We start from the raw sequence: 26,612 nt of genomic DNA, 5'->3' as shown, positions 1-26,612 counted from the left end.
AGTATTCTTATCCAAAAGAGTGCAATGGTCCCGGCTTGGAATTCCTAATATTCCAAGCCGGGGCTTTTGCAGGGGCGAACACTATAGTCTGCTTAGTGCAGGGGCACTGTTAGTCAAGGTCTGTCCTTGAATCGATCAAGCGCTTCCTTGGTAAACGGCGCGAAGAGGTTTACGAGGTTGCCGTCAGGGTCGCGTAACAGTGCAGAGCGATTTCCCCATGGCATCGTGGTGGGTTCTTGCACCCACTCGTTTACAAATGGTTTCAGGCGTACATATTCGGCATCGACGTCGTTGACGCGAAACTCGATGATTACGCAGTGGTTGTCGGCAGCGCGTACGGAACCAGCGCCGAACAGCTGCATTGTCTGGTAGTGGCCGATCGCTAGAGTACAGGATGGCAGGACGAACTCAGCGAAGACTGGCGCGGGGCGCTCAGCCGAAACACCTGTGACTTGCTCATAGAACGTGACAAGTCGATCCAAGTCGTTAGTAATAATACGCACAGAAGCGAAATTCAAAAGAAATCATCCTTTCAATAATGACATGGTGAATACTTGTGATTGATTCTAATTATACAAAGACACTCCTGACAACGTTATGTCAGGAGTGTCTCATATGGATTGCCCTTACAGCCCGCGAAAAATTGCTGGGATATCAGTTATTTAATACCTTTCCCAGCAAAGAAACGCTCACATCGATTACCGTTTGCGGGTTTTCCGCTTTTTTGCTGCTGCGGCATTACGGCCAGAGGGTCATACGGTTTTTGGTTGCTGTAGTGGTTATTCTCATATGTCTGCTTGTTGGAGTAAGCCGGATTTATTTCCAGGTCCAATTTCCTAGCGATGTTGCTGCAGGATACGTATTTGGTGGGGTATGGGTCAGTTTGAACGTCATTTTACTCGAAATCCTGAGAAAACTCCAAGTAAGCTGAATGGTCAGGTAATTCGAAAGCGGGCAATAAAGTTCCTGTTTTTGTGAGACTGTTGACATCTGGAGACTTGAGGGTGCCCTTGGCAGCTTCCATCCAGTTTTAGCTTGTGGAGGGGGTCAATTTTGTATTGACTGTACGTTCAGTCATAAGTTAAACTACACTTGCAGGTATCTAGTACGTAAAACGGGGAGGGACTTATCTTGGATCTTTTTTATGAAATTCAAGGAGAAGGCTTGCCGCTAGTCATGTTACACAGCCCGGGTGTTGATTCGAGGGAGTGGAAGTACGTAGTTCCAAGGTTAGCGCAAACCTACAAAGTAATTACGTTTGATGGCCGGGGAACCGGACACTCACCTGCTCCTCAGACACCGATAAATCTGGTGGAGGATTTGCGGATGCTGCTGGAGCACCTGGAGCTAGAGCGGGTTACTCTGATCGGCCATTCCATGGGCGGTCAGGCAGTGACGGACTTTACGCTAACGTATCCTTCGATGGTGGATCGGCTGGTTGTAGTAGCCCCTTGGTTAACGGGTTTTGTACCGTCCCCGGAATATACCGGGTGGATGGAGTCGGTGAATTCGGCTGCTCCAGATATATCCCGGTTGGTGGAGCTATCCTTGGCCGGCCCCAATTACCGTATCACAATGGCTGGATCTTATCGGGACTTCCTTCACGAAATGACCACTCAATACATGACCAGAGTATTTAGCGAATGGAAGAGCTTTGAGGTCATCTGGCCTGAGCCGCCGGCAATTGAAAGGCTCGAGGAGATTGCAGTCAGGACGATGTTTATTCATGGTACCGTTGAATGGCCGGACATGTTCAAGATCGCGGAGCAATTCAAGCGGATTCCTGCCATCCGGTTTGTTGAAATGGATGGGGCAGATCACATGTTTACTTTGACCCATGCAAATGAGCTCGCCAGGCATATTCATGATTTTATAGAAGGGGAAATTTGATTAATGCCAAGAACACGAGAAGAGAACGACCGAATTCGGCAAACCACCAAAGAAAATATTCGAAATGCGGCAATGGAGGTTTTTATCGAGCGGGGGTACCATGATGCTTCGATTGATGATATAGCCAAAAGAGCCGGTGTTTCCAAAGGATTGCTTTACAATTACTACAAGGGAAAAGAGGAACTCTTAAACGAGATGGTTCTCTGCCGGGTCGATGAAATCACCCAAGTGATGCAGACAGCTGCCGCCCTAAGTTCCCCAGCTGAACAGTTGAAACACATCATTGAGGGGGCTCTTGATAATGTTGGGCAGCGGCCCAAGGTGTACCGGTTTTATTTACATTTACAGACACAGCCTGAAGAAGATCAGGTTCTGTCCAAATACAGCCAAATACTCAATGAAGCGATGGCCGAACAATTTGAGGTGCAGTGCGGGATGTTTGCGGAGCTGGAGGGTGCGAATGCGCCATTAAAATCACTATACTTCTCGTCCACTCTGCACGGTACGATGCTGATGATGGCCATATATCCCGAGAAGTACCCCGTTGCGGAAATGAAAAAGCAAATCATAGAACAGTTCTGTGTCCTACCGTCCGAAGAATAGGGAAGGGGAGAAGACGAATGCTGGAAATACAAGCAAAGCAAGTTATGCTGAATGGTCAGCTATTTCAATATCGGGAAACTGGAGAGGTGTCCGCACCACCGCTGATTTGTCTTCACGCTTTAAGCCGGAATGCCGCATCCTGGGATGAGGTTGCTGCTGTATTAGGCCAAAAATACCGGGTGCTGAGTCTGGATCAACGCGGGCACGGCGGCAGTGCAAGATCAGGGTTGTACTCTTTTGAGCTCATGTGTGAGGATCTACACCTTTTTGCGAATACCCTAGGGATAGAACAGTTTACATTGCTGGGACATTCTATGGGGGGAACCGTATCTTATCTCTTTGCGGAGAGGTATCCATCGAGAATAGAACGCTTGATCGTCGAGGATACACCGCCACCATATTTGGATACAAAGATTGAAATCCCTCCTGAGCCCTCTGAGCCTTTAACCTTTGATTGGATAGTGGTCCCGTCAATTCTGCAGCAGCTCAATGAACCCAATCCCAAATGGTGGGAGGATCTCCCTGAAATACTTGCACCCACACTCATTATTGGGGGCGGGGCTACCAGTCATGTGCCCCAGGATAAATTGATAGAGGTTTGTAATTTAATTCCGGCTTGTGAGCTAGTGACCATAGAGGGTGCCGGACACGATGTTCATAGTTCTAAATTAGAGGCATTTTTGGAGGTCGTCAAAAAGTTTTTGAAGTTTGATGAAGCTATATAAAATGAACTTTAGAATTAACCGATCTCAGCGGAGAGGCCGAGTGATTCTGAAGAAGCGGAGCGTCCGCCTTGGTCTCCGAAATGCTCCTACTTGGTTATCTATTTCAAGGATTTCGTAGACAACAGTGGCCTTAAAGAACACTCGGCATCGCAGCGCCCAAGAAGTATAACCTTCATAAGTTCATTTGGTATAGATGACCTTGTGAAGTGAAACCAATAAAACACCTCTAAGAGAAATGCAGCCATGTCATAAGATATGGAGACAACCTTGGAGGTGTTTTTCGCATGGGTAACAAGGGTTAGCTATCCTTAGATGTGAAGATTATTATATATCATATCACAAGAAATATCATAAGAAAGATATGGATACCTCTTATAATTCCATCTAGGGGTGAGATTCGTGAGTGAACAGGCACAGCGTATGGTTGATTGGATTGAAGACCATTTAAAGGATCATTTCTCATTAGATGAGTTGTCTAATTACATGGGATACTCGCCGTATTATTGTTCGTTTAAATTTCACCAAGTCACAGGCATAAGTATTAGGCGCTATATTCTTCTTAGAAGATTGTATTTATCCATAGAAGATTTGGAACAGGACAGGAAGATCATTGACATTGCCTTTGAATACGATTATTCCTCGCAAGAGGCATATAGCAGGGCTTTTAAAGCAGTTTTTGGGATCAATCCCAGGGAATATCAACTTAACAGATTGCCTGTTCAGTCATTTTTCAAACTCACTATGAATGCGGATGGAGAGGGGTACAAGATGAATTTTTCCAGAAAAGTGGAGGTTGAACAGTTACAAAGGGAGAAGGGCGAGCTGTTTGACAAAGATGTACTCAACATACTGAATGGCCAAGTTATGTATGAGGACTTTAAGGACAACAGACTGATGGGGGATTCGGATTACGCTCCATTTAATGAGGCGATGTGTGTAAACGCGACTACTGCACAAATTTTTGATCAGGAGTTTATCGAGACAAGGGCTGCTGGTCATCATGAGTCGGTGGAGAATTATATCCAAAAAGTCATTGTTCCCTTATACGGTCTATTTCATAAGGAGTATAAATGTATTGTTTTATGGTTTGGGGAAGACATGTTTTGTCAAATGAACCTGCTTACCCTGCTTTCCTATCTTGAACAGTCTGGTTATGAAGGCAAGGTATTCTTAAATTGCTTTAGAGAAGATGAATTTAAGGTCAATCAAATTGAACTGAAGTTAGGCCATTATTGTACAACATACAGGGAAGTATTGATCAATCATAACAAGCCGTCCTGTGAGCTGCTTCCAGTCATGTATCAAGCGATAGGCATCTATTTAGACATGCTGAAGGAAGATAATGCAGTAGTAAGATATATTTCCAAAAATAAAGATTTACCCACATCAGAATTAATTCAGAGATTATTTGGGCTTTTTCCTACGGTAGGTTATGGGGATTCGCAATATATAGAGCTTATTAATAAAACTAAATGAAAAGTACTAAAAAATACTTCTGTATAGATTCCAGGTGAACGGACCGAGAATTTGCGGTGGATTTTCCGCGGACATTTTGAAAATTCCCTTGAAGGAATATTCCTCATGTGGTATATTATGGGCAGGAAGTAGATTGCTTTATTCTTACAATATTGGAGGGTGTATATGAGCCAAGAGGTTGTTTCTTTTATCGAGAACCTTAGTCAGCCGTGGCAGGTCGAAATGGGCAGTAAGCTTCGGAATCTGGTTCACGAAGTGATTCCAGAGGTTGAAGAACGGATTCAGTATAAGAAGCCGCATTTCCTGAAGAATGGACATTATGCAGCTGTAATTTCACCGTCGAAGGATGCGCTCGCTTTTATGATTATGAACGCTACCGGTCTGGAAGTTCCTAAAGAATTCGATGGCCCACCGGAGAGAAAATGGCTGAAAATCCGGGAAGGGGACACGCCGGACTATGCCCTGCTGGCTAGTCTGTTAGAGCAGGCTTCAAGTACGCTGTAAGTGTCATGAATCGGGGGAAGGGTAAATGAAACAGACAACTTTGAGTGCGCTCGCCGAACCCAGCCGATTGCAGATTGTTGAACTGCTAGGGCAGGGCCCCTTAACCGTAGGAGAAATTTCGGATTGCCTTAAGATCCGGCAGCCGCAGACGTCCAAGCATTTGAAGGTCCTGCATGAGGCCGGAATGGTAGAAGTTCAAGCAGAGGCGAACCGCCGTATTTATCATCTGCGACCGGAGCCGTTTCAAGAAATGGACGAATGGCTGGAGTCGTTCAGGTCTATGTGGGAAGAACGTTTTGACCGGCTTGCCGATTACTTGGAAGAATTGCAGAAGAAAACGTAGGATGAGTCTACTCTAATTCGAGGAGGATATGTTATGAGTGAGAACAAAGAGCAGCAAGGATTACTGTTGAGCCGTGTTTTTAAGGCGCCCCGGGAGCTGGTTTTTAAAGTTTGGACAGACCCAGCGCATTTCGGACAATGGTGGGGACCGAAGGGCTTTTCGCTTGAGGTAGTTAAAATGGAGGTACGCCCGGGAGGTATGTTTCTGGGCTGTCAGAAGTCTCCTGATGGAAGTCAAGTCATGTGGGGCAAGTTCGTTTATCAGGAAGTAACCGTTCCAGAGAAGCTTGTCTTCATTCAATCGTTCTCCGATGAACAGGGGAACACCGTACGCGCTCCGTTCAACCCTAACTGGCCGCTTGAAATTATAAATATCCTTACACTCGAAGAACACGACGGGCAGACTACGCTTACACTTCAAGGGGGTCCGCTGAACGCGTCCGATGAAGAACAGGCCGCATTCGATGGCATGGCTCCTATGGTTAAACAAGGATTTGGAGGAACGTTCGATCAGCTCGCAGAATACCTTGCAAGTCAGCTGTAATTGATCTATTATCTGCTGAGCTGCGAATCGTTAACAAACTTAGGATTAAGAAACAGCGCTTCCCGTTTAGGGTAAGCGCTGTTTTGGTCTATAAATTCTAGCAGTGGTTTTAGATTTTTCTATATTTTAAACAGGATATCTTTAATTTCGCCCTATTTGAAAATGCTTACATAAATTATCTTATTCATAACTGCTGGGGCTGCTCCAGAAGCACGGCAGATTTACCAAAGAGAGAAGGGGGCCGGACATAGGGTTAAGTAAATATTTGTGAAACCAGAAAGGAGACAGATTATGAAACTGCGCAGCGTTCATAGGCTCATTGCGGCAAGATCTACCGTCTTTGCTCTAACTTCAGCTATGCTTAGCTTCTCCTTCGCCCCAATGGCTCTCGCCGGAGATACCCTGCCTTATCAAGGGGAAAGTGCCAAGGGAGCCAATCAGCCGTATCAGCACGGGTATACCAGCTCCAATATTATGGAATGGACCCCGGAAAGCGATGTGTACGGGGATATGCTCCGTGCCCGGGTCCCACTCCAGAAACGGATTGGTGCATTCCCGGCCACACAGGCTAAGCCTGCATTGAGTTCGAAGACACAGAACTTTACCTTGAGCGGTGACTACGGCAATGCGTTTTTTGACAGCTATTCTTATACGAATGAATTTAGTGAGTACTTGTTCAACTTCTGGCAGTATACGGACTACTACGGATCTTGGCACGGGATGCCTACCGCAGAGGTGCCGGAGGAATTATATGATCCGAATAAGGACTGGACGGAGAAATGGTTTGAATTCGGGGTACTGAATATCCCTAACCCCGGGTACACGAATGCGGCTCACAAGAATGGCGTGCGTTCCATCGCCTGTATCTTTTTCTCGGATAACGACCGTGGGCCACAAACCTATAAGCAGCTGCTTGTGCAAGACAGTAAAGGAGAATTCCCAGCCGCCAAAAAGCTGGTGGAGATGGCGCGATACTACGGGTATGACGGTTACTTCTTCAACCAGGAGGAAGCCGCCAAAGGCGTTGCTTCCGAGGATATTCCAAAGTATAAGCAGTTTATGAAGTATTTGACCGACCAAGGGATGTATGTTCAGTGGTACGACTCCATCTTGGATTCCACCGGAAAAATTGCTTATCAGAATGAGTTCAATGCAAACAACAGTCCATTTGTAAAAGATCCAAAGCTTGGTCAGGTATCTGACTCCATATTCCTGAATTACTGGTGGAACAAGAGCAAGCTCCAACAGTCCAGCGAGCACGCCAAGAGCCTGGGACTTGATCCGCTTAAGACTGTCTTTGCTGGAGTTGAGGGCGGTAACGGGGATTTCGGGCGGTGGAAGCAGAAATATGATCTCCGCCTGAATCTGGATGATCAGGGCCAGCCGATGAACAGTATTGCGACTCTGGGGGCGGATTTCACCCACCATGCTCTGGATGAGGATATGGGCGGAACCGATATGAACCGCAGAGCTGACGACAACTACCAATGGATGACCTTTGTCCGGGACCGGGCCTGGTGGTCAGGGCCTAACCAGGACCCTTCCCGTGCGGAGCGCAATGCGAACGTCAATCTTTCGGATGTTAAAGCCTCCGGTGCGAACTGGGATGGCATAGCCGCGTACATAACGGAACGCTCGGTTATCCAGGGCAGCCAGTTCAGCACTAGTTTCAATACGGGTCATGGACTGGAGTACTATGTGAACGGCTCTGTCTCGAACGGCAAGGAATGGTCCAATATTAATATCCAGGATGTTCCGGTCACCTGGCAGTGGTGGTGGGATAACAAGAGCGGCAAGCTGACAGCTGATTTTGACTATGGCAGCAAATACAACAAAGGGGAACGTTATACCTATCAGCCTGTCGGAGGGTATAACGGTGGCAGTTCCTTGGTCGTCAACGGCAAGCTGGACGCGGACAACTTCCTGCGCCTATATAAAACTGAGCTGTCCGTCGCCAAAGATTCCAAGCTGTCCATCACCTATAACAAGAGTTCAGCCAGTGACAAATCGTCTATGAACGTGGGGCTTATCTTTAAGGATCACCCTGACAAAATTGTGAAAGTAAAAATCCCAAATTCAGGAGACAAAACAAAGGGCTGGACCACCCAGTCGCTTGATTTGAAGCCGTATAAAGACAGAACCATTGCAGCCATTGGCCTGAGCTTTGAGAAGGGGCCTAAAATCGTGGACAACTACCAAATGAACATTGGGCAGATCAAGCTTACAGATGGCTTCGAAGACCGGCCAGAGACGCCGACCGGCTTCAAGCTGACCAAGGTGCTTACGGATACCAAGGAAATGATGGTTTCCTGGGATATCCAGGATTACTCCAAGGTGAAGCAGTACAATCTTTATGAGAATGGCTCCTATATTGGCGGGATCTATGATTCTGTATTTTATATCAAGTCTCTGAACAAGCCTGCGGGCGAGCTCACACTTACGGCGGTTGGAGCGGACGGAACGGAAAGTGCCCCAGCTAAGCTGAATTATGATCTAAACAGCGCCGTCAGTCATATTTCTGTCAAACCAAACAGCAACGGGGAAGCCACCGTATCCTGGAGCAACCCTGCTGCGGCTCCGTCTGTACCTTTAGCGATAACATTGACTACAGAGTATACAGATAATCCGTTTACGAAGACAATAACGGCGGAGAGCGGAGACGGATCTGCCTTGCTGACTGGACTGCCTGTGAATGGGGACCGGTATACTCTTACCCTTTCTGCGAGCGGGAAGACTCCTGTGACTTATCGTGGCCGACTGGCCGACAAACAGGTGGAGGCTTACCCCAAAGAGATGGCGACTGTAAAAGGCAACACTTATACGCTGGCTCTTCCAACTCTGAAGGATTGGCATTACCTCTATGTCTATGAGGATAATGTTCCATTGGAGTTTGGAGTCACTTATGTACCGAAGAAGTTCCCTTACATTTTAAGAGGAAGAACCAAGCTGGGAGAACTCACGTTTACCCCGTCTTCCACTACAAGCAAGCTTAAGCTTGTGATTGAGGATTACGCCGGTAACCAGGCAACCACTTACCTGAGATAACAACGTTTAAGAGAGCACGGCTAATGGCTGTGCTCTCTTGTTTCAGTAAGCTGCATTTCTGACCGCCATCTCAAGGTGGAATCCCGCTGAGGCGGAAGCTGTAAATATAAATCCTCCCGGCACAAGATTACGGCTGAGCCGGGCTGAACAGGCTCACCGTATTGCGGCCGGCTCTTTTCGAGGTGTACAGGGCCTCATCCGCGTCCCGCAGCAGGGCTTCCAACGGTTGATCCGCTCCGGTTGACTGGGCCACACCAAAGCTGGCGCTGAGCCTGATGCAGGTGCCGCCCGCCATGAAGGGCGCCGCTTCTAGAGCAGACCTGATGCTCTCTGCGAGTGCTCCGGCTTGGTCCGTTCCTGCTCCCGGGAGACTCAGAACAAACTCCTCTCCACCATACCTTGCGAACAGGATGTCAGCAGACAGCTGCTGGGTGCATACGTTTACGACATGGCGCAGGGCTTCATCCCCGGTATCGTGGCCGTACGTATCATTGATCTGTTTGAAGTGATCGATGTCGAACAGGATCAGTGACAGCGGCGTGCCCTCGGCCTGGGTGCTCTGAAGCTGCTCTTTGCATTGATAGATGAAATGCGTCCTATTGAAGATGCCAGTCAAGCCATCGTAAAAGGCAAGCCGCTTCAGCTGCTCCTCAAGCTGCTTCTGGGGGGTGATATCCACCAGCATCAGCAGCTTGCCGGCTTCTTCCTTGTCCCGCCGCCGGATGACGGAGCAGCGGATCTGGAAATGGTGGGCGGCACCGGCCGTGTCCCACTTCATTTCCTCCTCCGCACCATCCATCCGGCAGCTGACTGGGAAGGGTTCCCCGGTCAGCTGCTGCCAGACGGTGTCCAGGGATTGCCCCAGCATGGAGGGATGAATTCCAGGCACCATCTTACCAATGGTCTGGTTATATTCGATGAGCCTGTCCGAGGCGTCTAGGACAATGACACCGTCGCGCATGCTCTCAAAGATTCTTTCTTTGGCAATGGGGATGATGGTCAGCATACGGGCTGAAATCATGGCCCAGATATATAAACCTGAAGTGACACACATAATGATCGGCACGGGGTCCATTCCATCAGGTGTAACCCCAATCAAATACAGAAATGCGCCTGTCATCGGCAGCAGTTGGCCGCAGATCAGAATGAGGAGCTGTTTGCGGTAGACCTTGCCGGTACCGTTCCACTGGCTCATCAGCAGCAGTGTCCCGGCAAGCAGGCTGCCGAACGTATAGGCTCCATGTACGATGTACCATCTGCCGATGACCACATCCGCCATAGGTGTAGGCGTGTCGGCACGCAAATAGATGGATTTATAGAACCAATGGTGAAGATCATTAGTGGCGACCATAATCAGGGTTATGACCGGAATGACAAACATAAGCGCGGCAGTAGCCCTTGGCACCCTTCGGCCGATGTAACGGAAGATCAGCAGCAGATTGAGAACAGGTACAAAAGGCATACCGATATACTCTACCGTCGTCCAGCCCTTGATTTCTGCAAGCGAGCTGCTGGCCAGCTCAAAGGCAAACGCAAAGATATATATCGCGGAAGCGATGGTGGACCAGATGAACGTGCGTGAACCGGGAATTTCATTCCGTTTGGTGAACGTATACAGCGTGAGGAAGACACTGAGTACGCCTGAAGTAGTTACCAGCGTGATATAAGTTGTAATTTGAGAATTCATAGTATAGGGAGCATCCGCCTTATCCGGTAGAATGATGACTTCATTTTACCTCAAGGTGCAGGGAATGAGTACGGGAAGTTTTCACCCGAATTAGACAGCAACATTACGAAGTTTAACCCATGCTATATTTCTAGTGATTAAATCACTAGAAGGGGATGGAGTACATGGGAAAACTTAAGAATAAAGTTGCGCTCGTAACCGGGGCAAGCCGGGGGATCGGACGTGCTGTGGCGGCGCGGCTGGCACAGGAAGGGGCCCTTGTGGCTGTGCATTATGGCAGGAATCGGGAAGCGGCAGATGAGGTGGTCCGCAGCATTGAACAAAGCGGGGGGAGGGCGTTCCCGCTGGGTGTGGAATTCCGCACACTGGCAAGCATACATGAGCTGTACGATAAGCTTGATGCGGCTTTGAAGGAGCGGACAGGGGACAACCGGCTGGATATTCTGGTGAATAACGCAGGGATTGCCCGGCCGGGAACGATTCAGAATACGGTGGAGGAAGACTTTGATACACTCATGAATATTAATGTGAAAATGCCCTACTTCCTCGTTCAGCAGGCTCTGCCCAGGCTGCGGGATGACGGCCGCATCATTAACATGTCTTCGGCTGTAACCAGAATCTCTCTGCCGGAGATTCCTGCCTATACGATGACCAAAGGCGCCATTAATGCGCTGACCTTGAGTTTATCCTCTGAACTGGGTGCACGGGGAATCACGATCAACGCTATACAGCCCGGCTTTGTGGCTACGGAAATGAATGCTCCAACACTGAATGACCCGGTTGGCCATGAGACCGTAGCTGGTCTCTCTGTCTTCCGCAGATGGGGCCAGCCGGAGGATATTGCGGACATCGCTGCTTTCCTGGCCTCGCCAGACAGCCGCTGGGTAACCGGGCAGCTGCTTGACGCGAGCGGAGGTACCCATCTGTAGTCATCAGCCGCTTTCTGCCCGGAACACCCGGCGGAATGCAGGCCGCACAGAGGATTCAAGATAACAAGTTTCCAGTATTTGCAATGTAATCCCTCATTGTAGACAGAGAAGAAACGCTCTACTCTGTTTGTTATGAGGGATTTTATTGACTTCATAATAGGTATTTCTTTTGATGCTTTTCCTTGGGGAAAGTGATGATTTAGGATGATTAACGAAGGGAGTTATACATAAAGTGACACGGATCAGACGGTATCTAGGTTTTGTATTATTTGGAGTGATTTCTGTGACCAGTGTGCTGTCAATGGCTGGCAGAACAGACGCGCAGGATGTGGGCAGACGGACGCCAGGGTCTGGTGGGATTAACGAGATTAAGCTGGTAGCTAACCATTGTAATGTGAACTTTGAAAGTTCGAAAAACGGCAAGCTCGAATATGACTATGACGGTTCCAAATTTCAGGTAACATCCAAGGTCAACGGGTCTGTAATAACAATCAGCACCAAGGGCAAAGACCAGACCGAAAACAGCAGTCTGAAGGATAGAATTATTATTAGGCTGCCGAAAGATACTTACAAGACGATATCGGTTAACGCCAATCATGCAGGCGTAAGTCTGCCTAAGATGAATGTGAATTATAATCTAGAGAGCAAAGAGGGAGCCTTATCGGTATCTGTGCCTAACGGATATAGTAAAACTCTCAACTATAAATTAACTAACAGTGCAGGCTCGATTGACTTTAATTCGAAGGCCAATCATTTCAAACTGCAGCTGACAGCTGATGGAAGTGCAGTTTCTGTTCCCAAAGGCTGGCCAAGCTTCCACTTCGGCTCAACGTATAAATATAAAAAGGGCAAAGGGACCGGGACTATTAACATTCAAGCAAAAGATAGCTCTTTTGCTATTACTCAGGCTAACAAATAACTGAAACAGCGTTCGCGGCAGCACTAGAATCACCCCATTAATGGAACGGAATTATGCAGCCGGGTTTACTTATATGATTTACAGCTAGGAACAAGCGAAAGCACCCTCAGTTCATCTGACTGAAGGTGCTTTCGCTTGTTAATGGCTAATTATTTTTTGCCGTTCTTAAGAATTTGGAAGATAATTTTTGCATTGTCCGTATTATCAATCAGTCCGGCGAATTTCTCTTTGCCTGGCCCGTATGCATAGACTGGCACGTCCTCACCGGTATGACCTCCAGTGGTCCAGCCTGTATTCGTACGAACATCAAAAATCTTCTCAATCGCGTTGTCGATTGCAGTAGCATCCTTCTCCTTCTTGGCTTCCGCGTCCTTCACGGACTGAATTTCCTCAGGAGTCAGGGTAAGGGTAATATACTTCTTCAGGGTGGCTTCCACATCTGCACCACCGAAAATTTCAGCAGCAATGAAATCCGGCGTCCGCTTGGCGGCTTTGATCGGGGCTGGATCGAAGTTGTATTTGCCGTTAGCCGCAACAGAGAGACCGCCTGTGGAGTGGTCAGCGGTTGCTACTACGAGAGTGTGCCCGTCTTTCTTGGCAAAATCGATGGCAGCTTTGAAGGCTTTCTCGAAATCCGCCATTTCGCTCATGGAGCCTACAATATCATTGTCGTGGCCAGCCCAGTCAATCTGGCTTCCTTCCACCATAAGGAAGAAACCGTTCTTGTTTGTGTTTAAGCGGGAAATCGCCGTATTGGTCATCTCTTCAAGTGAAGGAGTCTGGTTGGTGCGGTCAATCGCTTTGTCCAGACCGCCGGAAGCGAACAGGCCAAGAATCTGCTTGTTTTTGTCTTTAAGCAGATCATCGCGGTTCGTGACATAGCTGTAGCCGTCTTTCTTGAACAGGTCGGTCAGGTTCTTGTCTTTGCGTACGAAGTTGCTCATCCCGCCGCCAAGCAGAACATCGACCTTATGCTTGCCGTTAATTTTCTCGTTGTAATAATCATCCGCAATAGCGTCCATATTCTTGCGGCTGATATCGTGAGCACCAAAAGCGGCAGGTGTCGCGTGAGTAATCTCCGAGGTTGCCACAAGCCCTGTAGATTTGCCCGCTCGCTTGGCTTCTTCCAGAACGGTCTTCACCTCAGTATGGTCATTGTCTACAGCGATCGCGGCATTGTAGGTCTTGACCCCAGCTGACATCGCCGTAGCAGCAGAGGCAGAATCCGTTACGTTCTCTTTCTCATCCTCCGGATAAGTCATTTGGTTGCCGACCAGATATTTGTCAAATTCGGTTCTCTCCATAATAGGAGTAGCCGGGTTGTCTTTTAAATAACGGTAAGCGGTTGTATAGGAGACGCCCATGCCGTCCCCGATAAGGAAGATCACATTGCGGATTTCATTGTTGTCCTTCTTAGGTGTGGCTGCTGGAGCTGAGCTGACAACTCCTCCTGATAACGCTGCAGTCACTGCCAGAGAAGTGAGGAGTGCAGTAGGGATGATTTTCTTGGATAGTTTGTTAATCATTATTGACCTCCTTAGAATAAGTGCTTATGGGACTCCCACCCGAATGCTGGTCGTCACACCCATAAGGGTAGTCTTCAAATATAAGAGGAAGGTCGTCTTTTCGTAAAAGTATTGTAAAGTTTGGGCTTGGTGGGAAATGAAGAGAGGGAAGCTGGATGAAAAAATTGGGATTTGTCTGTTGACTTTTATACCCTAGGGGGGTATAGTATAAATGAAATCAAGACATAACCCATTCTGAAGGAGGAATTATAAATGAACAAAGTTACGTTACAAGTTGAGGGCATGTCCTGTGGACATTGCGTAAATTCGGTTGAGAAGGCCCTGCGCGAGGCGGGGGCATCAGGCAAGGTGAATCTGGCCGCGAAGTCGGTTGAAGTAGAATATAATGAGGCTGAAATTTCATTGGAATCGTTGAAGGAAGCTATTGAGGATCAGGGGTACGAGGTTAAATAATCGCCTAGGAGACAGGAGTGGATCGGCATGGACAGGACGAAGGAATTGGGACAGGAGCAGGAGCAGGCTGTTCTTCAGATCACCGGAATGACCTGTGCGGCGTGTGCCAACCGGATTGAGAAAGGACTTGGCAAGTTGGAAGGGGTCTCTGAAGCGAATGTGAATTTTGCTTTGGAAAAAGCTTCTGTGACCTATAATCCAGCTGTAGTAGATGCGGCGAAGCTTGAGCAGAAGATTGAAGCTCTTGGTTATGGAACGGTTAAGGAGACGGTTGATTTCCAGGTTACCGGAATGACCTGCGCCGCGTGTGCAACACGGATTGAGAAGGGCTTGAGCAAGATGAGCGGTGTGAAGAGGGCTTCAGTGAATTTAGCACTTGAGACCGCTCAGGTTGAATTCTCGCCCGGGGAGGTTTCAGTCCAGGACTTGATCAATAAGGTGGAGAAGATCGGTTACACCGCTTCGCTGAAGACAGAGAAGAAGGATGAAGGGGATCACCGTCAGAAAGAGATTGTCAGACAGAAGCGAAAGCTGATTGCCTCGGCAATCCTGTCGTTCCCGCTTCTCTGGGCGATGGTAAGCCACTTCTCGTTTACTTCCTTCATCTGGCTGCCTGAGCTGTTCATGAATCCTTGGTTCCAGCTTGTTCTTGCCGCACCGGTTCAGTTCATTATAGGGGCCCAGTTCTATAAGGGAGCTTATAAGGCGCTGCGCAATGGCAGCGCCAATATGGATGTGCTTGTGGCTCTGGGAACTTCAGCGGCATTCTTTTACAGCTTGTACCTGTCAATTCAAAGCTTAAATGCTCATGGACATTCCGAAGTGCAGCTGTACTACGAAACCAGCAGTGTACTGATTACTTTGATTCTGCTCGGCAAGCTGTTTGAGGCGCTTGCCAAGGGAAGGTCTTCAGAAGCCATTAAGACCCTGATGGGTCTTCAGGCCAAGACCGCTCTGGTTGTACGAGGGGAACAAGAGCTTTCTGTTCCGATTGAGGAAGTTGTGGTTGGAGATATTGTTATTGTAAAGCCGGGAGAGAAAGTTCCTGTAGACGGCGTGGTTACAGAAGGGGTATCTTCAGTTGATGAATCCATGCTGACCGGTGAGAGTCTTCCGGTGGAGAAGCGTGCGGACAGCCCGGTGTTCGGGGCAACCATCAATAAGAACGGGGTGCTTAGAGTCCGTGCGACCAAGGTCGGCCGCGAGACAGCTCTGTCTCAGATTATCCGGGTCGTAGAAGAGGCACAGGGGTCAAAAGCCCCGATTCAGCGTGTGGCAGATGTCATCTCGGGAATTTTTGTCCCTATTGTGGTGGGAATCGCCGTGGTCACCTTCCTGGTATGGTATTTTGCCGTGGAACCAGGAAACTTCTCAAGCGCCCTTGAGAAAGCTATCGCCGTGCTTGTTATCGCCTGCCCTTGTGCCCTCGGGTTGGCTACACCTACCTCCATTATGGCAGGTTCGGGGCGTGCCGCAGAGCTTGGCATTCTGTTCAAAGGCGGGGAGCATCTGGAAGCTACCCACCAGATTCAGACCATTGTACTGGATAAAACCGGCACAGTGACCAAAGGCACGCCAGAGCTTACCGATGTAATTGTTGCAGCCGGCAGGTATACCGGGCAGCAGCTGCTGCCATGGGTAGGCGCTGCGGAGAAGAATTCGGAGCATCCGCTGGCGGAAGCGATCGTGCAAGGCATCCGTGCCAGGGGGATAGAGCTGCCTGCAGCAGAAGAATTTGAAGCCATCCCAGGGTACGGCATCCGTGCTGTCGTTCAGGGCCAAGAGGTGCTCATTGGTACACGGAAGCTGCTGGCTAAGTATGACATTGCCGCACAGATGGCCTATGAGGAAATGAACAGGCTGGAAGCAGCGGGCAAGACCGCAATGCTGGTGGCGGTGAACGGGGAGTATGCCGGGATAGTAGCCGTAGCCGATACGATTAAGGAGACGTCCAAAGAAGCCGTTGCGCGGATGAAGGCTCTTGGCCTTGAGGTCGTTATGATCACGGGAGACAACGAGCGTACCGCTCAGGCGATCGCTGCCCAAGTCGGAATTGACCGTGTGCTGGCTGAAGTACTTCCGGAGGGCAAAGCTGCCGAAGTGAAGGCACTTCAGGAGAGCGGCCGCAAGGTGGCTATGGTTGGGGACGGCATTAATGACGCCCCCGCCCTGGCCACAGCTGATATCGGAATGGCCATTGGCACAGGGACCGATGTGGCGATGGAAGCGGCGGATGTGACCCTGATGCGGGGAGACCTTAACAGCATTCCAGATGCGGTATACATGAGTAAGAAGACCATGCTGAACATCAAGCAAAATCTGTTCTGGGCACTGGCCTATAATGTCATCGGCATTCCGGTAGCCGCACTTGGCTTCCTGGCTCCATGGCTAGCTGGGGCAGCCATGGCACTTAGCTCGGTATCAGTCGTCCTCAATGCGCTTCGTCTGCAAAAGGTGAAATTGTAGGTTTCCCTAAATCGTCATAAATTGAATGTAAAGGAGTGTGGTGTTGAACTGAACGCCTTAACCGTTAGGGCGTTCAGTTCCTATATTATGAACATGAACAAGCTAATCATTGTAATGCTCTCGGCCGTTCTCCTATTGGCTGCCTGCGGGAAAGCGGAGAGCCGGCAGCATGATGGGCAGCAGGCAACACCGACGGGAAGCCATGCGGATGATAGCCAGAAGGCAGAGGGGGGACATGATATGGAGCACGGAGAACACAAGGAGTCCGGTATTGGGGAACAGTCCGCTAACATCGAAGTGGATTGGAGGTTCTCCCCGGAGCAGCCTCAAGCCAGCACCAATGCCGTGGTTTCTCTTAAGGTTATGGATGGACAGGGCAAGCCTATCCAAAGCTTTGATCTGAATCATGAGAAGAAGATGCATCTGATTATGGTAAGCAAAGATTTGTCTTACTTCGACCACATTCATCCTGAGTACAAGGGCGACGGCCAGTTTGAAGTAGAGACCTCCTTCCCGGCAGGGGGAGATTACAAGCTGGTTGCAGATTTTATCCCGACAGGCCAGTCTGCTGCAACCATAACTACATGGGTTAAAGTACAGGGTAAAGCGTTCCCGCAGGCCGCCATAACGCCTGATTCCAAGCTGGAGAAGACCGTGGACGGCTATACCGCAGTTCTCTCGGCTGATTCCCTGAAAGCGGGCTCGGAGTCGATGCTGACTTTCCGGATCTCAGACGCTGCCTCGGCCAAACCGGTGGATGATCTGGAACCGTACTTGGGAGCAGTAGGACATGTGGTCATCATGAGTGAGGATACGGAGCAGTATCTTCATGTGCATCCGATGAACGAATCGTCGACCGGACCAGCTGCCCAGTTCATGACTACCTTCCCGAAGGCAGGAGTATATAAAATATGGGGACAGTTCCAGCATCAAGGTAAAGTGTTCGTGGTTCCTTTTGTAGTAAAGGTATCTTAACAAGTAAACCAACAACTCAAGCCCGAAGCAGAACACTGCTTCGGGCTTTGCTGTGCATGGCGCAGCAGGACGGAGGATGGCCGGGCAGAACATTTGCCGGGGGAATGCGTCTAGAATATAGAGCTGAACTTTAGGAGTGACAGATATGATCATATGGCTGAACGGCGCTTTTGGGGCAGGCAAGACACAGACTGCTTATGAGCTGCACCGGAGAATCCCGCGGTCCTTTGTATTCGATCCCGAGAATGCGGGTTACTATATCCGGACCAATATCCCGCAGGAGATGGCACAACCGGATTTTCAGGAGCACCCGGTGTGGAGAGGGATTAACTATGAGATGTTAACCTATATCGCTTCGGGTTACGACGGAACTCTGATCGTACCCATGACCGTGACTGATCCCGGATACTGGGATGAACTTGTCGGCAGGCTGAAGAGAAGCGGGCTGGATGTTCATCACTTTACTTTAACCGTGTCCAGAGAGGTGCTGCTGAAGAGATTGCGAAGCCGGTTCGAGGGCCAGGGTTCCTGGGCTGCGCAGCAGATTGACAGATGTGTGAAAAGCCTGGCAGATGAGACTTTTGCCTGTCATCTAAATACGGATAATCTTACAATTGCGGAGGCTGCTGAGCTTATTGCAGCACATCTTCATATAGAGCTTGAGCCGGATTCGAGGGGCGGGCTGAAGAAGACGATGGATCGGATCACTACACAGCTTAAGCATATCCGGTGGTTCGGGTGAAGCGGAGAGGGAAAGTGATGCTTCATAAGTTGGATATAAAATTTACGAGCCACCACTTTAAAATTAACCGGTCTCAGCTTCGATCCCGAGTGATTCTGAAGAAGCAGAGCGTCCGCCTTGGTCACCGAAATGCCCCTACTTGGATATCTAGTTCAAGGATTTCGGAGACAACAGCGGCCTTAAAGAACACTCGGCATCGCAGCGCCCGAATAGGGTAACTGACATATAAACAGGAGTGTAACGATGATACCAAACACAGAAAAGCTTATCCAACTGTTGAAATCCGGTCAAAAGACAGATGCAAGCGTTCTTGCATCCTATTGCCGCATAACCTCCAAGTATGGAGACCGGGAGGATGCAGCGGCTTTATTTCAAATGTTCACGGAGCATGCTTCCGATTACAAGTACACGCTGCTGCTTGACCCTGTTATGAGATGCGGAGACCTCGCCCTAGCGGAGGAGATCGATCGTTTTTGCTTTGAGCAGGGACAGCTTAAGGAAGGAATGCCTGACGAGGTTCTTCATGTAATGGGATATATGGGGTATGAGAAATATATCGATTACATGGTGGATTGCATCGTTGCTGACGAATGGCATTTGTGTACAAGTGCTTGTCTAGGGCTGCTGCACCTTCCTTGTGAATCGCATGGAGAGCGGTTGGCGAATGCGTTGGACAAGGTATACGGGCAGCCGCTTTTCCCTGAGCTTTTGCCCGCTTTGAGCTTTAAATTCGCTAATGAACAAATCGTTCCCAGGCTGCTTGCATGGGGGGAACAGGCTTCAACGGATTGTAATGCGGGGCTCGTCCTCGGCATTTCCATGTTTGGCAGTACCCAGAAGAATCAAGTTAAATCTATATTAATGGAACCGTTTTGGGAAATGTACAGCAGTGGAACGGGGAGCTATTGGTGGGGGTATATGTCCATGCAAATGGCCCAGCTGACGTTCAAGGAACTCATCTCGGATATCAAAGCCCGGATGCCTGTTGAACAGAAGCATGCAGACCAGGTCCCTGATAAACGAACGATGGAACATTGGCTTCATGTTTTGCACGACCTATTGGAATTGAAGCTGTCTGATATTCCGCACCCGGTAAGGTTTTCCCCGCTCAATCAAGAGTCAGTAATCGATCTTTTCCAGGAGCTGTTTCAGTGGAGTAACGAGCATAAGGATGATGCGCTGACAGGCAGAATCAGCACTTTCTTTGGATATAATCATCCGTTGATGGATAAATATATGCAATTAAGAGCAAGAATGGAAATGGGTATAAAGCAAGAATTAGAATTGCAGGTCTGGGCAAGCGGGGGTAAATATCTTATCTGAGATGGAAAGTGACTTACTTTTTGTAAATTAGTGAATTTTATTATATAATGTACTTAATTAAATAAACTGTAAAAGTGAGAAGGGAACTGTGCGATCTCCGTCTCAACTTATACAGCAAGTGAACAGGAGGAAGCAGGTATGGAATTAAAAGGGATTCACCACGTGTCGGCGATTACTGCGAATGCATCACAGAACTATGAGTTCTATACCAAGGTGCTGGGCCTCCGGTTGATCAAGAAGACGGTCAATCAGGATGATACCGGTGTCTACCACTTGTTCTATGGCGATGAAGAGGGCAATCCGGGTACCGAGCTTACTTTCTTTGAAATCCCGATGGCTGGGCAGAACCGTGAGGGAGTGAGCAGCATTTCTGCCCTGTCCCTGCGGGTACCCAGTGACCAGGCATTGTCCTATTGGAAAGAGCGGCTTGCCAAGCATGGTGTCGACCAGGATGAGGTGACCCAAATTGCAGGAAGGGCCGCACTACCGTTCAGAGATCGGGAGGGAGGGCGTTTCATCCTCGTCTCCGATGAGAATAATACCGGTGTGGCGGGCGGCCGTCCTTGGCCGAAGAGCCCGGTTCCGCAGGAATTCGGTATTGTTGGCCTTGGCCCTGTACGGCTGACGGTACAGGATCCGAAGCCGACAACGGCTGTGCTTGAGGAACTGCTGGGCTTCCGGAGAAAAGGCCAGTATCCTTCTCTGGTGAGCGGGCAGCCGGACATTCTTGTCTTCGAGACAGGTGAAGGGGGAAGTGGAACCGAAGTCCATGTAGAGGAGCGGAATGACCTGTCCCGTGAACGGCTTGGCCGTGGCGGGGTGCACCATGTGGCCTTCCGGGTCGACAACGATGAGGAGCTCCATGCGTGGATCAGCAAAATTGGCGAGGTCCAGTTTCCGAACTCGGGTTATGTGGACCGTTTCTATTTCCATTCGCTTTATTTCCGCGAGCCGAATGGCATCCTCTTTGAGTTTGCTACCGATGGTCCAGGCTTTGCAACGGATGAGGAGATGGAGCATTTAGGCGAGTCTCTGGCGCTTCCGCCGTTCCTTGAGTCCCGCAGGGCCGAGATTGAGGCGAAGCTGAAGCCACTGAACACCAAGCCGGAGGTGTAAGCAGCAAAAGGGCTGGCCCGTTTGGGTCAGTCCTTAATTTTATTGTCACAAAGAAGAGGATGTCCCTCCCTCAGTCATTTAGGGTGACTTTTGAGACATCCTCTTTGATTTCCATTCGAGGTCCGTCATGACCTTTGAGGGCTTAAGCCCGAAGAAATCCTTTGAGAGACGGATATGGGGCTTTTTCCCGGCCTTGGCCTTGTCTATCGAAGCAATCCTTAAATTAGATGCTCGCTTCGCGGTGCATTGAGATCAGGACAATGGCGGGTTCGTCCCCAACATTCTTCGCAAAATGGGGAAAGCATGCTTTCCAGCTGAACGCATCTCCCGCATGCAGGGTTGCCGAGACGTCCCCTTGTTCCACATAAACGGTTCCTTGAATGACATAATGAATTTCTTCTCCAGCATGGGCATGAGCCTCTTCGGTTGAGGCCCCGGGAGGCATCTCGACCAGCATCATCTTGACGTTGCCCCGGTCGCTTAAGTGCTCCACCTGGAAATTTTCTTTACCATAAATAGTTTTGCGGCGTTCGTCCTTGCGGATAATATGCATACGTTCGTCTTTCTTCAATAGAAGGAAGGCCAGCGGAACTTGAAGAGCATCAGCGATACTGTCAAGCGTAGCGATGGAAGGAGAAGTTTTATTGTTCTCGACTTGGCTCATAAAACCTTGGGAAAGTCCTGTTTTCTCACAGATTTGCCCTATCGACAAGTTCTTGCTTTTTCTAATTGTCCGAATGTTGGAGCCGATATCCATGCTGTCCATAATAACATCTCCTTATATTACTCATACCAAACATATATTTATTATATCAAATAAATGATTGACAGCAACACGACTGCATGCTAAATTGTTCGTACAAAATAATTATTTGTATTAGTAATATCAATTTTGGATTGTATATTAGTAATACAAACTTATTATTTTTATAAATTAAATTATAAAGGAGCGAAATGTTTGCCATGAGCAGAGGAATTTCCACATTCATTCGTATCGTGTTAGGTATACTATTTGCAGCCCACGCCATTGACAAATTTCAGACTGGACTCTCTAATATATCAGGCTGGTTTCAAACGTTGGGGCTTCCCGGTTTCCTTGGGTACGTTGTGGCTTATACAGAATTGATTATCGGTATAGCCCTGATTATCGGCTTGTTCACCCGTTATGTGTCCGCGGTTGTTATTGTGATTATGGTAGGGGCTATTCTTACGGCCAAGCTATCGGTAGGACTTCTGGGGAACGGGCAGATGGCAGGGTATGAGCTGGATATAGCGTATGCTTTGATTGCTTTGCATTTAATTTTCACTGAAACCACGCCTTTATCCCTGGACTCCTTATTTACGAGAAAAGCGCGGGATTAAACATCATCAAGATCCAGATGAAAGGAAGATCAGGATGACACATCAATTACACCCAGGTACAGAGATTGGCATTGTCCAATTGAAAGTAAGCGGGCTGGAGCGCTCCATAGCTTTCTACCAAGATATTGTGGGTTTGAAAATATTAAGCCAGCAGGGAGACACTGCCCAGCTGACGGCGGATGGTGTGCATCCACTTGTAATATTGCGCCAGCTGGAGCAGGCGGATGTCCTGCCAAGAAGAACTGGTGCGGGTCTGTACCATTTTGCAATTCTTGTCCCTGATCGGGCCTCGCTTGGACTGGCTGTGCGGAATCTGATCAAACATCAGATTCCGGTTGGCCAGGGGGACCACCTTGTCAGTGAAGCTTTGTACATCAATGATCCGGATAACAACGGAATTGAAATCTACGCAGATCGTCCGCGGGAGACCTGGCAGAAGGATGCCCAGGGCCACTACGTTATGACTACAGATCCGGTTGATATTGACGGTTTGTTGGCAGCTTCGGAAGGGATGGCCTGGGAGGGTCTTCCGGCTGGAACCCGGATCGGTCATGTCCATTTTCATGTATCTGATCTGAAGAAGGCTGAAGAGTTCTATACCCGGGTGCTTGGATTTGATATTGTGGCCAACTACGGGGATTCGGCCTTGTTCGTCTCAGCCGGCGGCTATCATCATCATATCGGTTTGAATACCTGGGCCGGTGTGGGAGCTCCACCGGTGCCGGAACAGGCGGCCGGAATTGACTACTATGAGCTGGTGCTCCCGGATGAGGCGGAGCTGGATAGGGTGGTTCAGCGGCTTAAGGAAGCGGGAACCGAGGTTCGGCAGGTGGAAGGCACCTGGTTCGCCAGAGACCCGTTCCGCATTCAGGTCAAGCTGATTCGTAAATCGTAATTAGATAAATGATCTTCTGCAGATGAGTGCTGAAGCCTATATAAAATCAGGGGGCCGTCTTTTGGGACGGCCCCCTTGTCTATACTTCCGGAACTTACCGCTTTGAAGCAATTTCCTCTTTCATCTGCTGGATGAAATCGTCAAGCGGAGTCTCGCCAATCGCACAGGCAGCCCGCTGTCTAACGGATACGGAGCCGGAGGATTGCTCCTTCTCGCCAAGCACGAGAGTGTAAGGCACCTTCTTCATGCCGGCTTCACGGATTTTGTAGCCCAGCTTCTCTCCCCGGATATCCACGTCGGCCCGAATGCCGGCCGCGGTAAGGGCTTCTTTCACTTGCAGGGCATAATCCATGAAATGATCGGACACAGGGACGAGCTTGGCTTGAACCGGAGCGAGCCACAGGGGAAAGGCTCCGGCATAATGTTCGGTCAGAATTCCCATGAAGCGGTCAATGGAACCGAAGATGGCCCGGTGAATGACTACAGGCCGGTGCTTCTGGTTATCTTCCCCGATATAAGTCAGGTCAAACTTCTCCGGCATCTGGAAATCCAGTTGAATCGTGCCGCACTGCCAGCTCCGCTTCAGGGCGTCGAGAATGTGAAAGTCGATTTTCGGCCCATAAAAAGCGCCATCCCCTTCATTAATACGGTACGTTGCACCCCGCCGGTCCAGCACATTCTTCAGGGACTGCTCGGCCTGATCCCACAGCTCTTCGGACCCCATGGAATCCTCCGGGCGGGTGGAGAGCTCGAGGTGGTACTCGAAGCCGAACACTTCATAAATCTGGTCAATCAGGGCAATCGCCCGGTTGATCTCGGCTTCGATCTGGTCCGGCCGGGCGAAGATGTGCGCATCATCCTGACAGAAGGTGCGCACGCGCATCATTCCATTCAGGGCGCCCGAGAATTCGTGGCGGTGAACCTGCCCGAACTCCGACAGGCGGATGGGGAGCTCGCGGTAAGAATGCAGGCTGTTCTTATACATCAGCATGTGGCCGGGACAGTTCATCGGCTTCAGGGCGAATTCGGCCTCATCCACCTTGCTGAAATACATGTTGTCTTTATAATGATCCCAGTGGCCGGATTGCTCCCATAACTGCTTGTTCATCATGAAGGGTGTCCGTACCTCCTGGTACTCCATCTTGTTCTGCATCTCGCGGGAGAACTGTTCCAGCTCGTTGCGGATTACCATGCCCTTGGGCAGGTAGAACGGCATGCCGGGAGCCTCCTCCGAGAACATGAACAGATCCAGCTCCTTGCCAAGTTTGCGGTGATCCCGCTTGCGGGCTTCCTCCAGCCAGTTCAAATGCTCTTCGAGTTGGCTTGCCTTTGGAAAAGAAGTGCCGTAGATCCGCTGAAGCATCTTGTTGTCTGAATTCCCGCGCCAGTAAGCTCCAGCCACACTTAACAGCTTGAAGGCTTTAATCCGGCCTGTGGAAGGAAGATGAGGTCCACGGCATAAGTCCACGAACTCACCCTGCTCATATAAGGTAATCTCTGCATCCTGGGGCAGATCCCGGATCAGTTCCAGCTTAAGCGGGTCGTTAAGCTCTGTGAATACCCGGACTGCTTCCTCGCGGCTGACCACCTTCCGCACGATGGGAAGGTCTTCACGGATAATCGATTCCATCTCCTCTTCAATGCGTGCGAGATCATGAATGGAGAGGGGTAGGTCCAGATCGATATCATAGTAGAACCCGTCTTCAATCACTGGGCCAATACCAAGTTTCACCGCCTCTGAGCCATAGACACGCTTGATCGCTTGGGCCATAAGATGAGCTGTGCTGTGACGGTAGACCTCAAGCCCCTCCGGCTGGTCAAGTGTCAGAATTTCTACCGCACAGTCGTCTTGAAGCTCGCGGGACAGATCGACGGCAGCACTGTCTACTTTTCCGGCAATGGCCGCTTTCTTAAGGCCGGGACTGATGGAGGCGGCGATGTTCAAGATCGATGTTCCAATGGGGTATGTTCTGATAGATCCGTCCGGCAGGGAGATTTGAATTTCTTGTTGCTGCATGGGGGTAACCTCCGTTTGATTTTGAATTTTACGAGAATTTGAACGCAAAAAAACGCATCTCTTCCCAAAGGGACGAGTGCGTTCAGCTCGTGGTTCCACCCTAATTCAATCTGCTCCCGGCACCAGAAATAACATTCCGTGGTCCATAAAGGCAGCAGATCCTTATTGGTATCCGGTAACGGGGATAACTCGGTAACCAGTAATTCCGCTGCATACCCATCAGCAGGTTCCCGGCCACAGCTACAAAGGGGTAATCCACATTCCGGTCTCAGGAGAAGCTTACACCACACACTTCTCTCTCTGGGCAGTCCTTGAATGGAATCATGTCTTTGATACTCGCTTCTTCCTGTATATGGTTAGTTATTATAATCAGATCTACCCGAGGTCGTCAAGGGGTGATCTATCCTGATTTAACCGATATAATAATAACCAAAAACAGGGGCCCCCTGGAGGGAGCAGGTTGTTATGAAGGATTACAAAATGGACAATAGGCTGGTCTGGCTTGAACCTTATCACAAGCGTCATCTCCCGGGACTAGAGCGCTATGAGCTGCCGAGGGAACAGCTGCAGTTCACAGGAATGCCGATTGAAATGCTGGCCCTGGCCGAAACGGACTCCCATCGTCATCCAGTCATTATTATGAGTCCGAAAGGCCCCGTAGGCTTCTTCATCCTGTATGATGGACATGAGGTCGCTGAATATACCGATCATCCAGCCGCGCTGATTTTGCGGGCTTTCTCGGTGAATTATGCTTTTCAAGGCAAGGGTTATGCCAAGCAGGGACTGCTTCAGCTGGAGGATTATATCCGGCAGCATTTCCCCGGTATTGCCAAGGTGGTTCTGGCTGTGAACGAACAGAACGGTCCCGCGCGGGCGCTGTACGCAGGCGTCGGTTTTGAGGATGAAGGTAGAATCCGAACTGGGCCGATAGGCCGCCAGTTTATTTTGTCCAAACTGGTTGACGGGGAAAGCAGACTTCAGGACTAATGTGGGTAAAGGCATTGGAATAAGGCGGAATTACCGCTATAATCTAGTTAGATAATTTTGAACACAGGCCGTATAGCTGCCTAATA

Annotated in this window: 25 protein-coding genes; 20 read left to right on the top strand and 5 right to left on the bottom strand. The window is 49.4% G+C overall.

What is annotated here, in order from left to right:
• Nucleotides 1-113: 113 nt before the first annotated feature.
• Nucleotides 114-518 (bottom strand): VOC family protein, encoded by a 405-nt coding sequence (locus KJS63_RS23890; RefSeq protein WP_213621388.1) that lies wholly within the window; start codon nucleotides 516-518, stop codon nucleotides 114-116.
• A gap of 38 nt (nucleotides 519-556) precedes the next feature.
• Between KJS63_RS23890 and KJS63_RS23885 the strand changes: the two genes are divergently transcribed.
• From KJS63_RS23885 to KJS63_RS23845, 9 genes are all read left to right on the top strand, one after another.
• Entirely contained in the window at nucleotides 557-931 is a 375-nt protein-coding gene (locus KJS63_RS23885; protein ID WP_244862755.1) for a DUF2101 family protein, read from the top strand.
• 200 nt (nucleotides 932-1,131) lie between these two features.
• Nucleotides 1,132-1,890 (top strand): alpha/beta fold hydrolase, encoded by a 759-nt coding sequence (locus tag KJS63_RS23880; protein WP_213621387.1) that lies wholly within the window; start codon nucleotides 1,132-1,134, stop codon nucleotides 1,888-1,890.
• Between the two features lie 3 nt (nucleotides 1,891-1,893).
• Nucleotides 1,894-2,493 (top strand): TetR/AcrR family transcriptional regulator, encoded by a 600-nt coding sequence (locus KJS63_RS23875; protein ID WP_213621386.1) that lies wholly within the window; start codon nucleotides 1,894-1,896, stop codon nucleotides 2,491-2,493.
• A 20-nt stretch (nucleotides 2,494-2,513) separates the two neighbouring features.
• Nucleotides 2,514-3,218: an alpha/beta fold hydrolase gene (locus KJS63_RS23870; protein ID WP_213621414.1), complete on the top strand. Its 705-nt coding sequence runs from the start codon at nucleotides 2,514-2,516 to the stop codon at nucleotides 3,216-3,218.
• A gap of 420 nt (nucleotides 3,219-3,638) precedes the next feature.
• Nucleotides 3,639-4,694 (top strand): helix-turn-helix domain-containing protein, encoded by a 1,056-nt coding sequence (locus tag KJS63_RS23865; RefSeq protein WP_374706310.1) that lies wholly within the window; start codon nucleotides 3,639-3,641, stop codon nucleotides 4,692-4,694.
• 165 nt (nucleotides 4,695-4,859) lie between these two features.
• A complete protein-coding gene (locus KJS63_RS23860; protein ID WP_213621384.1) occupies nucleotides 4,860-5,198 on the top strand; it encodes a DUF1801 domain-containing protein in 339 nt (112 codons plus the stop codon).
• Between the two features lie 25 nt (nucleotides 5,199-5,223).
• Nucleotides 5,224-5,541, top strand: a complete 318-nt coding sequence (locus KJS63_RS23855) for an ArsR/SmtB family transcription factor (RefSeq protein ID WP_213621383.1) — start codon at nucleotides 5,224-5,226, stop codon at nucleotides 5,539-5,541.
• A gap of 33 nt (nucleotides 5,542-5,574) precedes the next feature.
• Nucleotides 5,575-6,084: an SRPBCC family protein gene (locus KJS63_RS23850; RefSeq protein WP_068620283.1), complete on the top strand. Its 510-nt coding sequence runs from the start codon at nucleotides 5,575-5,577 to the stop codon at nucleotides 6,082-6,084.
• Between the two features lie 291 nt (nucleotides 6,085-6,375).
• On the top strand, nucleotides 6,376-9,129 hold the full coding sequence (locus KJS63_RS23845; protein ID WP_213621382.1) for an endo-beta-N-acetylglucosaminidase: 2,754 nt from the start codon (nucleotides 6,376-6,378) through the stop codon (nucleotides 9,127-9,129).
• A 127-nt stretch (nucleotides 9,130-9,256) separates the two neighbouring features.
• Here KJS63_RS23845 and KJS63_RS23840 read toward each other — a convergent pair whose 3' ends face one another.
• Nucleotides 9,257-10,816 carry a histidine kinase N-terminal 7TM domain-containing diguanylate cyclase gene (locus KJS63_RS23840; RefSeq protein ID WP_213621381.1) on the bottom strand — a complete coding sequence of 520 codons (1,560 nt, stop codon included), beginning with the start codon at nucleotides 10,814-10,816 and terminating at the stop codon, nucleotides 9,257-9,259.
• 164 nt (nucleotides 10,817-10,980) lie between these two features.
• Between KJS63_RS23840 and KJS63_RS23835 the strand changes: the two genes are divergently transcribed.
• Nucleotides 10,981-11,745, top strand: coding sequence for an SDR family oxidoreductase (locus KJS63_RS23835; RefSeq protein ID WP_213621380.1), 765 nt, complete (start codon nucleotides 10,981-10,983; stop codon nucleotides 11,743-11,745).
• Nucleotides 11,746-11,977: 232 nt separating this feature from the next.
• Nucleotides 11,978-12,664, top strand: a complete 687-nt coding sequence (locus KJS63_RS23830) for a DUF4097 family beta strand repeat-containing protein (RefSeq protein ID WP_213621379.1) — start codon at nucleotides 11,978-11,980, stop codon at nucleotides 12,662-12,664.
• Nucleotides 12,665-12,813: 149 nt separating this feature from the next.
• Here KJS63_RS23830 and KJS63_RS23825 read toward each other — a convergent pair whose 3' ends face one another.
• Nucleotides 12,814-14,187 carry an alkaline phosphatase gene (locus KJS63_RS23825; RefSeq protein WP_213621413.1) on the bottom strand — a complete coding sequence of 458 codons (1,374 nt, stop codon included), beginning with the start codon at nucleotides 14,185-14,187 and terminating at the stop codon, nucleotides 12,814-12,816.
• Nucleotides 14,188-14,442: 255 nt separating this feature from the next.
• Here KJS63_RS23825 and KJS63_RS23820 point away from each other — a divergent pair, with 255 nt between their 5' ends.
• From KJS63_RS23820 to KJS63_RS23795, 6 genes are all read left to right on the top strand, one after another.
• Nucleotides 14,443-14,643: a copper ion binding protein gene (locus tag KJS63_RS23820; protein WP_213621378.1), complete on the top strand. Its 201-nt coding sequence runs from the start codon at nucleotides 14,443-14,445 to the stop codon at nucleotides 14,641-14,643.
• 27 nt (nucleotides 14,644-14,670) lie between these two features.
• Nucleotides 14,671-17,109 carry a heavy metal translocating P-type ATPase gene (locus KJS63_RS23815; RefSeq protein ID WP_213621377.1) on the top strand — a complete coding sequence of 813 codons (2,439 nt, stop codon included), beginning with the start codon at nucleotides 14,671-14,673 and terminating at the stop codon, nucleotides 17,107-17,109.
• A gap of 87 nt (nucleotides 17,110-17,196) precedes the next feature.
• Nucleotides 17,197-18,084 (top strand): hypothetical protein, encoded by an 888-nt coding sequence (locus KJS63_RS23810; protein WP_244862754.1) that lies wholly within the window; start codon nucleotides 17,197-17,199, stop codon nucleotides 18,082-18,084.
• 145 nt (nucleotides 18,085-18,229) lie between these two features.
• The gene (locus KJS63_RS23805) at nucleotides 18,230-18,826 is read left to right on the top strand and encodes an AAA family ATPase (protein ID WP_213621376.1); all 597 of its coding nucleotides are present in this window, start codon (nucleotides 18,230-18,232) and stop codon (nucleotides 18,824-18,826) included.
• Nucleotides 18,827-19,069: 243 nt separating this feature from the next.
• Entirely contained in the window at nucleotides 19,070-20,149 is a 1,080-nt protein-coding gene (locus KJS63_RS23800) for a hypothetical protein (RefSeq protein ID WP_213621375.1), read from the top strand.
• Between the two features lie 138 nt (nucleotides 20,150-20,287).
• Nucleotides 20,288-21,265, top strand: coding sequence for a ring-cleaving dioxygenase (locus tag KJS63_RS23795; RefSeq protein ID WP_213621374.1), 978 nt, complete (start codon nucleotides 20,288-20,290; stop codon nucleotides 21,263-21,265).
• A 223-nt stretch (nucleotides 21,266-21,488) separates the two neighbouring features.
• On the opposite strand, the gene KJS63_RS23790 is transcribed toward KJS63_RS23795, so the two are convergent.
• Entirely contained in the window at nucleotides 21,489-22,022 is a 534-nt protein-coding gene (locus KJS63_RS23790; protein WP_213621411.1) for a helix-turn-helix domain-containing protein, read from the bottom strand.
• Nucleotides 22,023-22,219: 197 nt separating this feature from the next.
• Between KJS63_RS23790 and KJS63_RS23785 the strand changes: the two genes are divergently transcribed.
• Complete coding sequence (locus KJS63_RS23785) at nucleotides 22,220-22,627, top strand: DoxX family protein (RefSeq protein ID WP_068620273.1); 408 nt, start codon at nucleotides 22,220-22,222, stop codon at nucleotides 22,625-22,627.
• A gap of 34 nt (nucleotides 22,628-22,661) precedes the next feature.
• Nucleotides 22,662-23,522, top strand: a complete 861-nt coding sequence (locus tag KJS63_RS23780; protein WP_213621373.1) for a VOC family protein — start codon at nucleotides 22,662-22,664, stop codon at nucleotides 23,520-23,522.
• 94 nt (nucleotides 23,523-23,616) lie between these two features.
• On the opposite strand, the gene thrS is transcribed toward KJS63_RS23780, so the two are convergent.
• Nucleotides 23,617-25,539 carry a threonine--tRNA ligase gene (gene thrS / locus KJS63_RS23775; RefSeq protein ID WP_213621372.1) on the bottom strand — a complete coding sequence of 641 codons (1,923 nt, stop codon included), beginning with the start codon at nucleotides 25,537-25,539 and terminating at the stop codon, nucleotides 23,617-23,619.
• A 465-nt stretch (nucleotides 25,540-26,004) separates the two neighbouring features.
• On the opposite strand from thrS, the gene KJS63_RS23770 reads away from it, so the two are divergent.
• Nucleotides 26,005-26,526 carry a GNAT family N-acetyltransferase gene (locus KJS63_RS23770; RefSeq protein WP_244862753.1) on the top strand — a complete coding sequence of 174 codons (522 nt, stop codon included), beginning with the start codon at nucleotides 26,005-26,007 and terminating at the stop codon, nucleotides 26,524-26,526.
• The last annotated feature ends 86 nt before the right edge of the window (nucleotides 26,527-26,612 follow it).

It is taken from the genome of Paenibacillus sp. J22TS3 (genome assembly GCF_018403205.1).
In the GTDB taxonomy this organism is placed as follows: Bacteria; Bacillota; Bacilli; order Paenibacillales; family Paenibacillaceae; genus Fontibacillus; species Fontibacillus tuaregi.
This window is presented reverse-complemented; position numbering and strand designations above follow the sequence as displayed.

Bases quoted from the DNA above. Each gene is read 5' to 3' on its own strand.
- thrS (WP_213621372.1), bottom strand. From the start codon at position 25,539: ATGCAGCAACAAGAAATTCAAATCTCCCTGCCGGACGGATCTATCAGA.
- KJS63_RS23850 (WP_068620283.1), top strand. From the start codon at position 5,575: ATGAGTGAGAACAAAGAGCAGCAAGGATTACTGTTGAGCCGTGTTTTT.
- KJS63_RS23795 (WP_213621374.1), top strand. From the start codon at position 20,288: ATGGAATTAAAAGGGATTCACCACGTGTCGGCGATTACTGCGAATGCA.
- KJS63_RS23845 (WP_213621382.1), top strand. From the start codon at position 6,376: ATGAAACTGCGCAGCGTTCATAGGCTCATTGCGGCAAGATCTACCGTC.
- KJS63_RS23865 (WP_374706310.1), top strand. From the start codon at position 3,639: ATGGTTGATTGGATTGAAGACCATTTAAAGGATCATTTCTCATTAGAT.
- KJS63_RS23800 (WP_213621375.1), top strand. From the start codon at position 19,070: ATGATACCAAACACAGAAAAGCTTATCCAACTGTTGAAATCCGGTCAA.
- KJS63_RS23835 (WP_213621380.1), top strand. From the start codon at position 10,981: ATGGGAAAACTTAAGAATAAAGTTGCGCTCGTAACCGGGGCAAGCCGG.
- KJS63_RS23805 (WP_213621376.1), top strand. From the start codon at position 18,230: ATGATCATATGGCTGAACGGCGCTTTTGGGGCAGGCAAGACACAGACT.
- KJS63_RS23855 (WP_213621383.1), top strand. From the start codon at position 5,224: ATGAAACAGACAACTTTGAGTGCGCTCGCCGAACCCAGCCGATTGCAG.
- KJS63_RS23785 (WP_068620273.1), top strand. From the start codon at position 22,220: ATGTTTGCCATGAGCAGAGGAATTTCCACATTCATTCGTATCGTGTTA.
- KJS63_RS23820 (WP_213621378.1), top strand. From the start codon at position 14,443: ATGAACAAAGTTACGTTACAAGTTGAGGGCATGTCCTGTGGACATTGC.
- KJS63_RS23810 (WP_244862754.1), top strand. From the start codon at position 17,197: ATGAACATGAACAAGCTAATCATTGTAATGCTCTCGGCCGTTCTCCTA.
- KJS63_RS23780 (WP_213621373.1), top strand. From the start codon at position 22,662: ATGACACATCAATTACACCCAGGTACAGAGATTGGCATTGTCCAATTG.
- KJS63_RS23790 (WP_213621411.1), bottom strand. From the start codon at position 22,022: ATGGATATCGGCTCCAACATTCGGACAATTAGAAAAAGCAAGAACTTG.
- KJS63_RS23840 (WP_213621381.1), bottom strand. From the start codon at position 10,816: ATGAATTCTCAAATTACAACTTATATCACGCTGGTAACTACTTCAGGC.
- KJS63_RS23860 (WP_213621384.1), top strand. From the start codon at position 4,860: ATGAGCCAAGAGGTTGTTTCTTTTATCGAGAACCTTAGTCAGCCGTGG.
- KJS63_RS23815 (WP_213621377.1), top strand. From the start codon at position 14,671: ATGGACAGGACGAAGGAATTGGGACAGGAGCAGGAGCAGGCTGTTCTT.
- KJS63_RS23875 (WP_213621386.1), top strand. From the start codon at position 1,894: ATGCCAAGAACACGAGAAGAGAACGACCGAATTCGGCAAACCACCAAA.
- KJS63_RS23770 (WP_244862753.1), top strand. From the start codon at position 26,005: ATGAAGGATTACAAAATGGACAATAGGCTGGTCTGGCTTGAACCTTAT.